Annotated in this window: 11 protein-coding genes; 7 read left to right on the top strand and 4 right to left on the bottom strand. The window is 72.6% G+C overall.

Annotated elements, in window-relative coordinates; all coding sequences use genetic code 11:
* Positions 1-186: 186 nt before the first annotated feature.
* A complete protein-coding gene (locus ACFWJO_RS36405) occupies positions 187-450 on the bottom strand; it encodes a WhiB family transcriptional regulator (protein ID WP_128984260.1) in 264 nt (87 codons plus the stop codon).
* A gap of 707 nt (positions 451-1,157) precedes the next feature.
* Here ACFWJO_RS36405 and ACFWJO_RS36400 point away from each other — a divergent pair.
* From ACFWJO_RS36400 to ACFWJO_RS36390, 3 genes are all read left to right on the top strand, one after another.
* On the top strand, positions 1,158-1,697 hold the full coding sequence (locus ACFWJO_RS36400; RefSeq protein ID WP_386872308.1) for a cysteine dioxygenase: 540 nt from the start codon (positions 1,158-1,160) through the stop codon (positions 1,695-1,697).
* 139 nt (positions 1,698-1,836) lie between these two features.
* On the top strand, positions 1,837-2,856 hold the full coding sequence (gene cofD / locus ACFWJO_RS36395) for a 2-phospho-L-lactate transferase (RefSeq protein ID WP_386872306.1): 1,020 nt from the start codon (positions 1,837-1,839) through the stop codon (positions 2,854-2,856).
* A 77-nt stretch (positions 2,857-2,933) separates the two neighbouring features.
* The gene (locus ACFWJO_RS36390) at positions 2,934-4,214 is read left to right on the top strand and encodes a coenzyme F420-0:L-glutamate ligase (protein WP_386872310.1); all 1,281 of its coding nucleotides are present in this window, start codon (positions 2,934-2,936) and stop codon (positions 4,212-4,214) included.
* 134 nt (positions 4,215-4,348) lie between these two features.
* Here ACFWJO_RS36390 and ACFWJO_RS36385 read toward each other — a convergent pair whose 3' ends face one another.
* From ACFWJO_RS36385 to ACFWJO_RS36375, 3 genes are all read right to left on the bottom strand, one after another.
* Complete coding sequence (locus ACFWJO_RS36385; protein ID WP_386872304.1) at positions 4,349-5,377, bottom strand: DNA-3-methyladenine glycosylase family protein; 1,029 nt, start codon at positions 5,375-5,377, stop codon at positions 4,349-4,351.
* A 289-nt stretch (positions 5,378-5,666) separates the two neighbouring features.
* Positions 5,667-6,749 carry a sugar phosphate nucleotidyltransferase gene (locus ACFWJO_RS36380; RefSeq protein WP_386872302.1) on the bottom strand — a complete coding sequence of 361 codons (1,083 nt, stop codon included), beginning with the start codon at positions 6,747-6,749 and terminating at the stop codon, positions 5,667-5,669.
* A 126-nt stretch (positions 6,750-6,875) separates the two neighbouring features.
* Positions 6,876-8,426, bottom strand: a complete 1,551-nt coding sequence (locus ACFWJO_RS36375) for a peptidoglycan recognition protein (RefSeq protein ID WP_386872300.1) — start codon at positions 8,424-8,426, stop codon at positions 6,876-6,878.
* Positions 8,427-8,562: 136 nt separating this feature from the next.
* Here ACFWJO_RS36375 and ACFWJO_RS36370 point away from each other — a divergent pair, with 136 nt between their 5' ends.
* The 4 genes from ACFWJO_RS36370 to ACFWJO_RS36355 all read left to right on the top strand — a co-directional run bounded on the left by ACFWJO_RS36370 (position 8,563) and on the right by ACFWJO_RS36355 (position 14,901).
* Positions 8,563-9,324 (top strand): TIGR03089 family protein, encoded by a 762-nt coding sequence (locus ACFWJO_RS36370; RefSeq protein ID WP_386872298.1) that lies wholly within the window; start codon positions 8,563-8,565, stop codon positions 9,322-9,324.
* A 430-nt stretch (positions 9,325-9,754) separates the two neighbouring features.
* A complete protein-coding gene (locus tag ACFWJO_RS36365; RefSeq protein ID WP_386872296.1) occupies positions 9,755-10,960 on the top strand; it encodes an LCP family protein in 1,206 nt (401 codons plus the stop codon).
* Positions 10,961-11,337: 377 nt separating this feature from the next.
* Positions 11,338-13,074 (top strand): LCP family protein, encoded by a 1,737-nt coding sequence (locus ACFWJO_RS36360; RefSeq protein ID WP_386872295.1) that lies wholly within the window; start codon positions 11,338-11,340, stop codon positions 13,072-13,074.
* 51 nt (positions 13,075-13,125) lie between these two features.
* Positions 13,126-14,901 (top strand): LCP family protein, encoded by a 1,776-nt coding sequence (locus ACFWJO_RS36355; protein WP_386872294.1) that lies wholly within the window; start codon positions 13,126-13,128, stop codon positions 14,899-14,901.
* Positions 14,902-14,958: the final 57 nt, after the last annotated feature.

Below are 14,958 nucleotides of genomic sequence, written 5' to 3'. Positions count from 1 at the left end.
GGCTCTCGTGTGTGCGGCGGGCGTACGGTGTGCGGGCGGGGGTGGCGTCGGCGGGCGGCGGGCGGCGGGATGACGAACGGTCCGCCGCCTGTGGACAACCCACAGGTGGCGGACCGGTCGTTATGTGTCCTGGTATGCGTCCTGGTGTGCGTCCCGGTGTCCGCCCCCGAAGAGGCGTGGCCGGATTCAGACGGCGGCCTTCTTGAGACGGCGGCGTTCCCGCTCGGAAAGACCGCCCCAGATTCCGAAGCGCTCGTCGTTCTGCAGCGCGTATTCGAGGCATTCGGAGCGGACCTCGCAGGCGAGGCAGACCTTCTTGGCCTCGCGCGTCGAGCCGCCCTTCTCGGGGAAAAAGGACTCGGGGTCGGTCTGGGCGCACAGTGCGCGCTCCTGCCAGCCGAGTTCCTCGCCCGCGTCCTCGACCAGCAGTTCCTCGAACAACTCGGTCATGTGCGCCCCTCGTCTGTCTTTGCGTCCCCGTGATGTTGCCGCTATCGATCCCGGATCGATCCGGCCGAACGACACGAGTGAAATTACAAGTTCGTGCTCTGTGCGAGTCAAGCCGAGATCTGCTATTGGGCCCCGTATTCACTCTGCGGAACCAAGCCTATGCGGAAAGTGTTCAAATCACCAAAAACCTGACACATGCCACCGGCCTGGCCACACCGTCATGCCTCACCAGGAAGGACGACCGAGACTTCGATCTTGTTGCGATCCGGCCACGGAAGCGATCCGGATCACAGTCCGATCACGGGATCCCGCCCGCGTTCACGGCGACGGATGCTGCGCCATGTCTCCGCGAACCGCGTTGCGCAAACCTTTCTGCACACGCTGTAACCGGATGAGGTGAAACATTACCGCCAAAACGGGCATTGAGTTGACAGTCGGGTGTCCCGCCCGCCACTTTGGTGGCATGCCAGCGACCGCAGCGCCCTCCGCGACCCACGCCCGTGGGTTCCGCCGCGCTGTCCAGGCCAGCTGTTGCTGTTGCTGTCCCAGCTGTTGACGCGCGCGTCCTTCCGTAGCGCTCCGGCTTCCCGAGCGGCCACCGTCCCGCCGCCGCACCCCGTGTGACCGCGCACCCCGCGCATCCGCATCCGTTCTGCGACATCCGCACCGCGACACCCCGCACTTCTGCCGAGGAACCACCGCACCCCATGAACATGGACAGCGACCTTCAGATCGCCGGCGACATCCTTGAGGTCCCGCACCTCCTCCAGCCCGCCCGCGAGCACCCCGTCACCGTGGCCGAGTTCGCCGGGCTGGCCCGCGAGCTCGCCGCCGACCGGGCCCTGTGGGCCCCGTACGTCGAGTACGACGCCACCACCCGCTGGTACCACCGGCTCCGCACCGGCCCCGGCTACGAGATCTGGCTGCTCTCCTGGCTCCCCGGACAGGGCAGCGGAAGCCACGACCACGGCGCGTCGTCCGGCGTGCTCACCGTCCTGGAGGGCGAACTGACGGAGCGGACGGCCAGAGGCGTACGGACCCTCGACGCGGGCGCGCAGCGCGTCTTCGCGCCGGGTTACGTCCACGAGGTCGTCAACGACTCGCTGGAGCCGGCCGTGAGCCTGCACGTCTACTACCCGGGGCTGACGGAGATGCCGATGCACGAGTCGGTGCGCGAGCAGTGCGCCGCGCTTCCGGAGGCGTCCGCCGCGGCCGCCGCGGCGGCACATGCGGGCGTGCCCGCCTGACGACGGAGGCGTACCCGCGGGCGGACGGAGCCGTACGCGCGCCGGCAGAGGCTCCCCGCCCCTTGGCCACCGCACCGTGGCCACCGCACCGTGGCCACCACCCCTCAAAGGATCTTCCCGCGGCTGACAGACTGTCCGCATGCGCATTGTGGTTCTGGCCGGTGGCATCGGTGGTGCCCGCTTCCTTCGCGGCCTCAAGCAGGCCGCGCCCGACGCGGAGATCACGGTCATCGGCAACACCGGTGACGACATCCATCTCTTCGGTCTCAAGGTCTGCCCCGACCTCGACACCGTGATGTACACCCTCGGCGGTGGCATCAACGAGGAACAGGGCTGGGGCCGCGAGGACGAGTCCTTCACCGTCAAGGAGGAACTCGCGGCGTACGCGGTCGGGCCCGAGTGGTTCGGCCTCGGCGACCGCGACTTCGCCACCCATATCGTCCGCACCCAGATGCTCGCCGCCGGCTACCCGCTCAGCGCCGTCACCGAGGCGCTGTGCGCCCGCTGGCAGCCCGGCGTCCGGCTCGTCCCGATGTCCGACGACCGGGTCGAGACGCACGTGGCGATCGAGGAGGACGGCGAGCAGCGGGCCGTGCACTTCCAGGAGTACTGGGTGAAGCTGCGCGCCTCCGTGGACGCGAAGGCCGTCGTGCCGGTGGGCGCCGAGCAGGCGAAGCCCGCGCCGGGCGTCCTCGAGGCGATCGCCGCGGCGGACGTCATCCTGTTCCCGCCGTCCAACCCGGTCGTGTCCGTCGGCACGATCCTGGCCGTGCCCGGTATCCGCGAGGCCGTCGCCTCCGCCGGTGCCCCGGTGGTCGGCCTCTCCCCCATCGTCGGCGACGCGCCCGTGCGCGGCATGGCCGACAAGGTGCTCGCGGCGGTCGGCGTGGAGTCCACGGCGGCGGCCGTCGCCCGGCACTACGGCGCGGGGCTCGTCGACGGCTGGCTCGTCGACACCGTCGACGCGGGCTCGGTGGCGGACGTCGAGTCGGCGGGCATCCGCTGCCGGGCGGTGCCGCTGATGATGACGGACCTGGACGCGACGGCGGAGATGGCGCGCGAGGCGCTGGCGCTGGCGGCGGAGGTCCGCGAGTCGGAGGACGCCGACGACGCGGGTGCGGCCGGTGGCGCCGGCGCGTCCGGTGGAGCCGGCGCGTGACGGGCGGCGGCGAGGCGTCGCTTCGCGGTGACGGTGGTGCCGGAGAGGGTGGTGGCGACGGCGACGCCCGGTACGAGGTGTGGGCGCCGGCCGGGATTCCCGAGGTCACTGCCGGGGACGACATCGCCAAGCTGATCGCCTCCGTGTCCCCGGGTCTCGCGGACGGGGACGTCCTGCTCGTCACCTCGAAGATCGTGAGCAAGGCGGAGGGGCGGGTGATCGCCGCCGACGACCGGGAGGAGGCGATCGACGCCGAGACGGTACGGGTGGTGGCGCGGCGCGGTGCCCTCCGTATCGTCGAGAACCGGCAGGGCCTCGTGATGGCCGCCGCCGGTGTCGACGCTTCCAACACCCCTGCCGGCACCGTGCTGTTGCTGCCCGAGGACCCGGACGCCTCGGCCCGCCGGATCCGCGCGGGGCTGCGCGAGGCACTGGGCGTCGAGGTCGGGGTGATCGTCACCGACACCTTCGGGCGGCCCTGGCGCGGCGGTCTCACGGACGTGGCCATCGGCGCGGCCGGAGTGCGGGTCCTGGACGACCTGCGGGGCGTGACCGACTCCCACGGCAACGAGCTGAACGTGACCGTGGTCGCCACCGCCGACGAACTCGCCGCCGCCGGCGACCTGGTGAAGGGCAAGGCCGCCGGCCGGCCCGTCGCGGTCGTCCGCGGGCTCGGCCACGTCGTGGGCGGCGACGAGGAACCGGGCGCGCGGGCGCTCGTGCGGAACGCCGCCGACGACATGTTCCGGCTCGGCACCTCGGAGGCGGTACGGGAGGCGGTGACGCTGCGGCGCACCGTACGGGAGTTCACCGACGACCCGGTCGACCCGGGCGCGGTACGGCGCGCGGTCGCCGCCGCCGTCACGGCGCCCGCGCCGCACCACACCACCCCCTGGCGCTTCGTCCTGCTCGAGTCGGAGGCCTCGCGGGTGCGGCTGCTCGACGCGATGCGGGACGCGTGGATCGCGGACCTGCGGGCGGACGGCAGGACGGAGGAGTCGATCGCCCGCCGGATCCGCCGCGGCGACGTCCTGCGCAACGCGCCGTACCTGATCGTGCCCTGCCTCGTCATGGACGGCGCCCACCACTACGGCGACCCGCGCCGGGACGCCGCCGAGCGCGAGATGTTCGTGGTCGCGGCGGGCGCGGGCGTGCAGAACCTGCTGGTCGCCCTGGCCGGCGAGAGGCTCGGCTCGGCGTGGGTGTCCTCGACCATGTTCTGCCGCGACGTCGTACGGGACGTGCTCGGCCTCCCGGCCGACTGGGACCCGATGGGCGCGGTGGCGGTGGGCCGCCCGGCGGCCCTCCCGAAGGAGCGGCCGGCGCGGCAGGCGGGGGCGTTCATCGAGGTGCGGTGAGCTCCGGCGGAGGCGAATGCCGGTGGGCTCCGGCGGAGGCGGATGCCGGTGGGCTCCGGCCGCGGCCCGGCCCGCGGCCCCTGCCGGAGGCCTCTCCCCAGGGGCCGCCTCCGCGTCTCTCCCGGCGGTGTGTTCTACAGCATGGTGATGTTGTTGGGTGCCAGGCGCGGTGCCCGGCGGGGTGGGACGCGGCCGCTGAGGAGGATCAGGCGGGCGGCGCGGTGGCGCTGGCCCTCGTAGGGGGCGAGCAGTTCGAGCATGGCCGCGTCGTCGGCCGTGCGGTCGCCGGCGAGCGCCCAGCCGACGATGCCGGGGAGGTGGAGGTCGCCGGTGGTGACCTCGTCCGGGGCGCCGTTGCTGCGCTGGACGGTCTCCGCGGAGGTCCAGGGGCCGATGCCGGGGATCAGTTCGAGGCGTTTGCGGGCGTCCGCCGGCGTCATGTGCGCGGCCTCCTCCAGGCGGCGGGCGACGCGGGCGGCGCGGACGATGGTGGCCGAGCGCTTGCCGTCGACGTTCGCGCGGTGCCACTCCCAGGACGGGATCATCGCCCACGTACGGGCGTCGGGCATCACGTACATGCCGTCAGGGGCGGGGCCGGGGGCGGGCTCGCCGTACTTGCGGACGAGCAGCCGCCAGGAGCCGTAGGCCTCGTCGGTGGTGACCTTCTGTTCCAGGACGGAGGGGATCAGCGACTCCATGACGAGGCCGGTGCGGGTGAGCCGCAGGCCGCGGCGGGCGCGGTGGGTGAGGGCGAGGAGCTTGTGGCGGGGGACGAAGGCGTCGGGGTCGTCGTCCGCGCCGAGCAGTGCCGGCAGTCCGTCGAGCAGCCAGGCCGCGCCGGGCCCCCACGCCTCGGCCGCGACGGCGCCGGCGTGGATCCGCACGCGGAGCGTCCCGGGTCCGTCGGGCGTCCGGCTGGCCCGCCAGACGGAGCCGTCGGCGGTGGTACGGAAGGTGGGATCGCCGGGGCCGCGGCGCAGGGGGCCGAGGGTGAGGCCGAGATCGAGGTCCTGGGCCGGTGCCTCGGCCCGAGCGTGGGCCTGTTCCTGTGCCGGTTTCAGGTGCGGGTTCCGGCTCTGGGCCCTGGATGCGGGTACGGGTACGTGGCCGCCGCGGTACGTGGTGCGCGTGGTGGGGGTGCGGGGGGCGAAGCGGCCGGCCATGGCATGAGCCTATCCGTGCCGGAGCGGGCGGGAGCCCCCGAAGCCTACCGGGCCGGGCCCGCGCCGCCCAGACAGCCGGCCGCCCGCCGTGCGGGGCACGCGCCGCCCCGTCGTAGGCCCGCGGCGCCCGGACAGCCGGCCGCCCGCCGTGCGGGGCACGCGCCGCCCCGTCGTAGGCCTCACCGCTCGTCGTAGGCCCGCGCCGCCGCGTCGTGCGCACGCGGCGCCCGTCGTAGTGCCGCGGGCTCCGGGCCCGGGCCAGCGCCCAGGAAGAGCGGGCTACACGTGGTTACTGGTCCGACGAGAAGCGGAGGGCGGCCGCGGGGAGTCTGGCGTCGCACCAGACGCGGACGCCGTCGCGGAGTTCGTTGTCCGGGCCCACCTCCGCGCCGTCGCCGATGACCGCGCCCGTCAGGACCGTGCGCGCGCCGATGCGGGCGCCCGTGCCGATGAGGGAGTCGGTGACGACGGCGCCGGGTTCGACGACCGCGTTCGCCAGGACGGTGGAGCCCGTGACGCGGGCGCCGGCGCCGATCACCGCGCCGGGGCCGATCACGGTGCCGCCGGTCAGCTTCGCGTCCGGGGCCACCGTGGCCGTGTCCAGGATCAGCCGGTCGCCGCAGCGGCCGGGGACCGCCGGGGACGGCGCGCGGCCGAGGACGAGGTCGGCGGAGCCTCGGACGAAGGCCTGCGGAGTGCCGAGGTCGAGCCAGTACGTGGAGTCGACCATGCCCTGGAGGTGCGCGCCGGAGGCGAGCAGTTCGGGGAAGGTCTCGCGTTCGACGGAGACCGGCCGGCCCGCCGGGATGGTGTCGATGACCGAGCGCCGGAACACGTACGCGCCCGCGTTGATCTGGTCGGTGACGATCTCCTCGGGGGTCTGGGGCTTCTCCAGGAAGGCCGTGACCCGGCCGGTGGGGTCCGTCGGGACCAGGCCGAAGGCGCGCGGGTCCTCCACCCGGGTGAGGTGGAGGGAGACGTCCGCGCCGGAGGACTGGTGCGTGGCGACGAGGGCGCGGATGTCGAGGCCGGTGAGGATGTCGCCGTTGAAGATCAGGACCGGGTCCTCGGGCGCCGAGTGGAGCCGGGAGGCGACGTTGCGGATGGCGCCGCCGGTGCCCAGCGGCTCCTCCTCGGTGACGTACTCGATGCTCAGGCCGAGCGCCGAGCCGTCACCGAAGTACGGTTCGAAGACCTCCGCCAGGTACGAGGTGGCGAGGACGATGTGGTCCACGCCCGCCGCCCGGGCCCGGGCCAGCTGGTGCGTCAGGAAGGGAACGCCGGCCGCCGGGACCATCGGCTTGGGCGTGTTGACCGTCAGGGGACGCAGCCGGGTGCCTTTGCCACCGACCAGGAGAATCGCTTCGGTCACCTGTCGTCTCTGCTTCCTGTTCGGGTCCGGTCTCGTCGCCGGGGGCGGCATTCGTTCGGCCGTCCGTACGATATGACCGGTCAGTTTATGCAGATGGTTGAGTCCACGACCCCATCCGTGCCCCCGTCAGCGCCTTCCCTGGTACTTCGCCGAGGCCGAGCGGGCGGTGCCGAGCTTTCCGTAGAGGCGCCCGCCCGGGCACTCGGTGGCGAAGCCGTCGCGGTGGCCGGCGATGGCGTTGAACTTCACCTTTCTGCCCTTTTTGTAGAGGTTTCCGCCTCCTGAGGTGAGAGTCACCTTCCCCTTCGGATTCACCCCGTGCAGCCCCAGCTTCCACGCGGTCAGCCGTGCGACGGCCGTCACGACGGCGGCCGGCGGCGTCGAACTGCCGTACGTGCCGAGCACGGCGATGCCCATGCTGCTGCTGTTGAAGCCGAGGGTGTGGGCGCCGAGCACCGGCTTGGAGACGCCGCCGGCGCGGCCCTCGTAGATGTTTCCGCACTTGTCGACGGCGAAGTTGTAGCCGAAGTCACGCCAGCCCAGGCTCTTCACGTGGTAGCGGTAGATGCTGCGCAGCACCGACGGGGCCTGCTTGCAGGTGTACTTGTTGCCGGTGGCGCTGTGGTGGACGAACGCCGCCTTGATCGTCTTCGTGTAGACGAAGCCCCGCTCGCGCATCTTCTCGTCGGCGCCCCAGCCCTTTCGGGTGATGATCTTGGGGCGGGGGCCGATGTACGGCTTCGCGGCCGGGAGCGCCGCCCGGGTCTGGGCGCGGGTCAGCGCGGGGATCTCGGCGGCACCGACCGGGGCGAGCCGGGCGTTGACACTCGCGGGCGCCGGCGCCGGCGCCGGCGCCGGCGCGTCCGCGGGCGCGGGCTCGGACTCGGACGCGGGCTCGGACGCGGACTCGGACGCCGGGGTTCGTACGACGGACTTCGTGTGCGGGGCGGGTGCGGAGGCCGGGTCCGGGGCCGGGTTCGCGGCCGGGTTCGCGGGTGAGTCCTCCGCCGGGTCCGGGCCCGGGTCGACCAGTTCCAGGCGCAGGCCCGCCGGGAGGGCCGCGTTCCGCGCCTTCCCCTCCGGGCGTACGCGGACCTCCACGCCGTCCGAGGCGCCGACCCACAGCGGCGCGGTGGCCCCGCGCCGGGCGGCCGAACGGGCTTCCGCCGTGGCCGGGTCGGCGCCGTGCTCGTCGTTGTGGGTCTCCACGTCCTGCCACGCGGACCACGCACCGTCCGCCGTGGCCCGGGTGCGGACCTGGACGGTGCCGTGCAGCGGGGCGCGCGCGTCGTCCCAGACCACGCCGACGAGCGAGAACGGTCTGACGTCCCGTCGGGCGAGCCCCTGCTCCGCCGCCGTCTCGGCGGGGCGCCCGACCGTCCTGCCGTGAGCCTGCGGTTCGCGGCGCTCCAGGTGGTCGAGGGGCTCAAGGGGTTCGCTGCGTTCAAGGGGTTCGAGGGGTTCGAGAGGGAGCGACTGGGTCGATCCCGCGAGGTCGGCCTGCGGCGCGGCGGCCTCGGCGGCAACGGCGGCCGGGACGGCCGGGACGGCCGGGTCCGCGCTCAGGGCGGGGGCGGCTGGGGCTGCGGCCGCGCCGGCGGGGGTCGTGAGGGCGAGCGGCAGGGCGAGTGCCGCCGCGCACGTGACGGCGATCGAGGAGGCGAGGTAGGCACGCATGGAGTGATCGTCCGCAGCGGGCCGGAGTTCCGCGCGGCGGGAACCGGCACGGAAACTGACGCTCCGTCGGTCCGACCGGTGGACGCCGTCACCGGTACGGGGGACCGGGCCGGGCGGCGCGCGTACGCTTGCCCGCGTGAACGCCAGCGACCGCACCCCTGCCGACCTGCTGCGATCCGCGCTCGCCGCGGATCCCGCCCGCCCCTTGGTCACTTTCTACGACGACGCCACCGGTGAACGCGTGGAATTGTCGGTGGCCACTTTCGCCAATTGGGTGGCCAAGACCGCCAATCTGCTCCAGGGCGAGCTGTCCGCGTCCCCGGGCGACCGGGTCGCGCTGCTGCTGCCCGCGCACTGGCAGACCGCGGTGTGGCTGCTCGCCTGCGCCTCCGTCGGCGTGACGGCGGAGCTCGGCGGCGATCCGGCCGACGCGGACTACGTGGTGGCGGGACCCGAGGGACTCGAAGCGGGCCTCGCCTGCTCGGGAGACCGGATCGCGCTCTCCCTCGCGCCGTTGGGGCGCCGCTTCCCGGCGCCGCCGGCCGGTTACGCGGACTACGCGGTGGAGGTGCCGAGCCAGGGTGACCGGTTCGCTCCGTTCGTACCGGTCGATCCCGGTGCGCTCGCGCTCGTCGTCGACGGTACGGAACTGACGGGCATCCAGCTCGTCGAGCGCGCCCGCACGGACGCGGCGGAGCTGGGACTCGAGGCGGGGTCGCGGGTGCTGTCCGGGCGCTCGTACGACACCTGGGCCGGCGTCTCGGCCGGTCTGTACGCGCCGCTCGCGGCGGGCGGGTCGGTGGTGCTGTGCCGGCACCTGGACCAGCTCGGCGAGGAGGGGCTGGCGAAGCGGGTGGAGAGCGAGCGGGTGACGGTGAGGGTGCCGGCGGCCGGCTGAGCGGGGTTACGGGCCCGAGGCCGCCGGGGCGCCGGGCGCCGGGCGGACGCTGTCGCGCCCTGCGCGGAGTGACGGGCACCCGACTGTCAGGCGGGGCCCGGGGCCCACTGGGCCCGGCCGCAGAGACGGCGCCGTCGTACGGGTGACGGCCGGGCACAGGGGCGGAACGCGCCCGCGAGGGCGCCGTCCCGTGTGCCCACCCGTCCCGCCCCAGCGGGACGAATGCCCACACGGAGGTGGCAGCGCAAACGTCGGGCTCGCCACCCGTACGGGCTATCAACGCGCCGCGTACCCGGGTGTGGGCGGGGAGTCCGGTACATGATCGGCCGGGGGGTATCGACGCCTTCCGCAGAACCGTGGGCCGCGATCCGCCGTCTACCTCAGTGGCCGGCGAGCCGCGTGCCGCCGACGCCATGAGGACGGATCAGACGTGACGGACAGCGCGGACTCGCCCGCCAAGGGCGCTCGCAAGCGGCGGCACTGGCTGCGCTGGGCGGCGTTGGGAGCGGCGGTCGTGGTGCTGGTGGCGGCGGGGGTGGGCTGGTGGCTGTACCGGAAGCTGGACGGCAACATCACCACGGACACCACCGCCGCGGCCGAGCTCCTCAGGTACGAGAAGGAGCGGCCCTCGCCGGCCGTGAACGCGGCCCGGAACATCCTGCTGATCGGCTCGGACACGCGCGCGGGCGCGGGGAACGCCAAGTACGGGCACGACGGCGGCACCCAGCGTTCGGACACCACGATCCTGCTGCACATCTCCGCCGGCGGGGCGGGGGCCACCGCGGTGTCCATCCCCCGCGATCTGATGGTGCAGATTCCCAGTTGCGCGAGGACGGGACAGGCCGGGAGGGCCGGGAAGGCAGGGAAGGCGGAGAAGGCCGGGAAGGCGGGCAAGGCCGGCGAGGGCGACGGCGGGCGCACCTCACCGCAGTTCGCCCAGTTCAACTGGGCCTTCGAGCTCGGCGGGACCGCCTGCACCATCCGCACCCTGGAGAAGCTGACCAAGATCCGCATCGACCACCACATGGTGATCGACTTCCGCGGCTTCAAGAAGATGGTCGACGCCGTCGACGGTGTCGAGATCTGCCTCAAGGAGCCGATCGACGACAAGGACGCCCATCTGAAGCTGCCCGCCGGCCGGCAGGTCCTGCACGGCGAGCAGGCGCTCGGTTTCGTCCGGGCCCGGAAGTCGCTCGGGAACGGCAGCGACACCGAGCGGATGGACCGGCAGCAGCAGTTCCTCGGGGCCCTGGTCAACAAGGTGCAGAGCGACGGCGTGCTCCTCAACCCGACCCGGCTGTACCCGGTGCTCGACGCGGCGACGAAGTCGATCACGACCGACCCGGGCCTGGCATCCCTCCGGGACCTGTACGACCTGGCCCGGTCGATGCGGGCGGTCCCGACCGAGAAGGTGCAGTTCCTGACGGTGCCCCGGCGGCCGTACTCGTACAACGCGAACCGGGACGAACTGGTGCAGCCTGCCGCAGATCAGCTCTTCGCGCGGCTGCGCGCCGACCAGCCGGTCACCGTCCACCCCGGCGACAGCGGCAGGACGGAGCCGACGGCGGACGGGCCGGGCGCGTCGGCGGCACCGTCCTTCGCCGGGCGGAACGCGGCGGAGGGCGTCTGCCGCTGACCGGCGGACAAGCGGACGCGGCGGACGCGTCGGAGAGCTCCCGTCGGCGGTCGGCGGAGAGTTCCCGTCGGCGGCCGGTCGGGGCCGCCTCGGGGCGGGCCCGCGGCGGGACCGGTCGCGTGGACGCGCGTGCGGCGCGTGTGGCGAGTTCGTAAAGGAGGGACCAAGGGAAGGGCGGCGCTGGATGAGGTTTGGGCAAATTGCCCGGGTGTAAGGGGCGTGGAATTTGTCACGGACGTCGCCCCACGCTGAACTGGGCGGATAGTGTGACGCGATCCGGTGCACCCGACCGCGTGGTCGCGCACTCGATGGATCGAACGACCGAGCGCCCGAGGGGGAGGCGCCTCGCGTGGCACCGACGGAGGACTCAAGTAACCGTGGACGCGCACAGCCGTGGACGGGCGGACGAGATCGACCCCGCCGACCAGTGGGTACTCAACCCGCAGACGGGCAACTACGAACTGCGACTGGACCGCTCCGCTGGGCAGTCGCAGCCTGCCGCCCCGTCCCACCCGCGCCCCCGTACGACCCGCGGCGCCACACCCCCCGGCCAGAGAACGCACGACCGGCTCACCGAGACCGCCCCGCCGGTCCCGGGGCAGCGCCGTCGCCGTGCCGCCGAGCCCGGTGACCGGCCGTCCACGGCCGGCCGCCGCAAGCGCCGCCCGGAGAAGTCGCGCAAGAAGAAGGTCCTGATGTGGACCGGCGGCACCATGGCCGTCGTGCTCGTGGGCGGCGCCGCCGGCGCGTACGCGCTGTACAACCACTTCGACAACAACATCAACACCATCGAGGTGGCCGGCGGCTCCGGAGGCTTCAAGAAGGACGAGGCCTTCAACATCCTGCTCATCGGCACCGACAAGCGGACCGGTGAGGGCAACTCCGGCTACGGTGACAAGAACAGTCCCGGCCATGCCGACACCACGATCCTCTTCCACGTCTCGAAGGACCGGACGAACGCCACGGCGATGTCCATCCCCCGTGACCTGGTCATCGACATCCCCGAGTGCGAGACCAAGCTCCCGGACGGCAGCATCAAGAAGATCCCCGGCCAGACGGACGAGCGCTTCAACATCAGCCTCGGCCAGTCCGACCGCGACCCGGGCTGCACCATGCGCACGGTCAAGGAGATCACCGGCCTGACCGTCGACCACTTCATGATGGCCGACTTCAACGCCGTCAAGGAGATGACGACGGCCGTCGGCGGCGTGAAGGTCTGCGTGGAGAAGCCGATCGACGACCCGAAGTCGCACCTGAAGCTGCCCAAGGGCGAGTCGACGATCATGGGCGAGCAGGCGCTCGCCTTCGTCCGCACCCGCTCCAGCTTCGGCAACAAGAGCGACCTCGACCGCATGAAGGTCCAGCAGCAGTTCCTCAGCTCGATGATCCGTCAGATGAAGTCGGACGACACGCTCACGTCGCCGAGCAAGCTGTACGACCTCGCCGACGCCGCGACGAACGCGCTCACCGTCGACACGGGCATAGGGAGCATCTCGAAGCTCAAGTCCCTGGCCATGGAACTGTCCAAGATCGACACCAAGAACATCACGTTCCTGACGCTGCCGGTCATCGACAACCCGGACGAGCCCCGGCCGATCACGGTCGTCCCCGACCCGGAGAAGGCCCCGCAGCTCTTCGAGATGATGCTGAACGACATCTCGCTCACCGAGGTGAAGAAGAAGGAGCAGGACGCCAAGAACGCCCAGGCGCAGGCCGAGGCGAAGCTCCTCCAGGGTGCCCGCTCCACCGCGCGCGAGGTCCGCGTCGACGTCTACAACGGCAGCGGCAAGACGGGCGCGGCGGGGAACACGATCCGCTGGCTCCAGAACGAGCACGGCGTGACGCGGTCGACCAACAAGAGCAACGCCCCCGAGAAGGCGGCGAAGACCACGCTCACGTACGCACCGAACCAGGCCGACCAGGCCCGCAAGCTCGCGGACCTGATGGGCCTGCCCGCCTCGGCTCTCAAGCCGGGCACGCAGGACGCCGGGGAGCGTGAGCCCATGACGCTCGTGCTCGGCGCGGACTTCAAGGGCGCGGGGGTGCCCCTCACCGGTCCGGCGAAGGCGCCGGAGGGTGCGCAGACGGCAGACAAGCAGGTGTGCGCCAAGTGAGCCGGACCCGTCCGGCCCTGGGCCGCACCTGAGTGATTGAGGAGACCTGGGGTGGGACAGAGCAGCGTGCGTGGGGAGGGGGCGCGAGAACGCGCCTCGCGCGCCCGCGAGTTGGGCTGGGACGAGAGTCTCTACGACGACGGGCCCGGGCAGGCGTCCGGGTCCGCGGACGGTGGCCCGGGTAGGGGCGCGGGCGGCACCGTGCCGCGCTCCCGCCGGGCCGGCGGCGGCTCCGGCGGCGACGGAGACGGCGGCACGGGCGGTTCGAGCGGCACCGGACACCGGCGCGGCGGCCCGCGCCGCCGGGCGAAGAAGTCCGGCAGACGCCGGATACTCCGCTGGGTGGCCGTGACGCTGTCGCTGCTGATACTCGGCACGGCGGGCGCCGGTTACCTGTACTACCAGCACCTCAACGACAACCTCCGCGGCGGTGCGCGCGCCGGCGGCGACAGCGGTGTGAAGAAGGCCGCGCCGAACGCGCTGGGCGACACCCCGCTGAACATCCTCCTCATCGGCTCCGACAGCCGTAAGGACGCCAAGAACGTGGCGCTGGGCGGCGGCAAGAACGACCGGGACCGTGCTCCGCTCGCCGACGTGCAGATGCTGCTGCACGTCTCCGCGGACCGGAAGAACGCCTCGATCGTCTCGATCCCGCGCGACACCGTCGTCCCCATCCCCAAGTGCACGGACGACCAGGGCAAGACGTACGCAGCGACGAACACCCGGCCCATCAACGAGACCCTCAGCCGCGGCGGCCCCGGCTGCACCCTCACCACCTGGGAGACCCTCACGGGGGTCTACATCGACCACTGGATGATGGTCGACTTCGCCGGCGTGGTGGCGATGGCCGACGAGGTCGGCGGCGTCCCGGTCTGCGTGAAGACCGGCGTGTACGACAAGTCGACCCCGCAGCAGAAGGGCGGCTCCGGCCTGAAGCTCCCCAAGGGGACCCATGAGGTCCAGGGCGAGCAGGCGCTGCAGTGGCTGCGCACCCGGCACGCGTTCGGCAGCGACCAGAACCGTGCCAAGGCCCAGCACATGTACATGAACGGCATGATGAAGAAGCTCCAGGAGCAGAACGCCTGGACCGACACCTCCCGTCTCACCGGGCTCGCGGAGACCGCCACGACGGCCCTCGTGGTCTCCGACGAGATCAAGTCGGTGAAGAAGCTCTTCGACCTGTCGATGCAGCTGAAGAACGTGAAGCTGGACCGTCTGACCACGGCCACCGTCCCGACGAGGGAGTACCCGGGCAACCCGAAGGCGTGGCTGGAGCTGGTCCCGTCGTCCGCCGACAAGATGTGGGCGATGCTCCGCGACGACGTGGCCATGGACAAGAACGGCGACCCGGCCGACGCGAAGGGCAAGCCGAAGGCGTCGTCCTCGGCGAAGCCCTCGGTCACCGCCGAGGCTCCGGGCTCCTTCGTCGTCACGGTGATCAACGGCACCGCCGGTGACGGCCAGGCGCCCGCCGAGGGCCGGGCCGGCACGGTGTCCAAGCAGCTGCGCGACAAGGGCTTCGACCAGGCGGACTCCTCCCGGGACGCCCAGCCGCGCAAGGACACCGTGGTGTTCTACCCGAAGAGCGACGGCGACCAGGGCAAGGCCAACGCGCAGTCCGTGGCCACCGCCCTCGGCCTGCCGGCGTCGGCGGTCCGCGCCGACGACAAGGTCACGGTCGTCACCCTGGTCGTCGGCGCCGACTGGCGCGAGGGCACCACGTACAAGAAGCCGCAGGTGGCGGCCGGTGACCTGCCGGAGGGCGCGTCCGACAAGGCGGACTGCATGGACATCTACTCGGTCTACCAGTGGGACGGCAAGAGCTGACCCGCCGTCGACGCGACGAGCACGACACGACACGGCGGTGGCCGGGTCCCTCCGAGA

Origin of the sequence: Streptomyces sp. NPDC127092 (assembly GCF_042722475.1) — a bacterium.
Taxonomy (GTDB): domain Bacteria; phylum Actinomycetota; class Actinomycetes; order Streptomycetales; family Streptomycetaceae; genus Streptomyces.
Note: the sequence above shows the minus strand (reverse complement) of the source record. Positions and strands in the feature narration are given on the sequence as shown.

Excerpts from the sequence above, each read along its gene's own strand:
- ACFWJO_RS36405 (WP_128984260.1), bottom strand. The coding sequence starts at position 450 with ATGACCGAGTTGTTCGAGGAACTGCTGGTCGAGGACGCGGGCGAGGAA.
- ACFWJO_RS36400 (WP_386872308.1), top strand. The coding sequence starts at position 1,158 with ATGAACATGGACAGCGACCTTCAGATCGCCGGCGACATCCTTGAGGTC.
- ACFWJO_RS36375 (WP_386872300.1), bottom strand. The coding sequence starts at position 8,426 with ATGCGTGCCTACCTCGCCTCCTCGATCGCCGTCACGTGCGCGGCGGCA.
- ACFWJO_RS36385 (WP_386872304.1), bottom strand. The coding sequence starts at position 5,377 with ATGGCCGGCCGCTTCGCCCCCCGCACCCCCACCACGCGCACCACGTAC.
- cofD (WP_386872306.1), top strand. The coding sequence starts at position 1,837 with ATGCGCATTGTGGTTCTGGCCGGTGGCATCGGTGGTGCCCGCTTCCTT.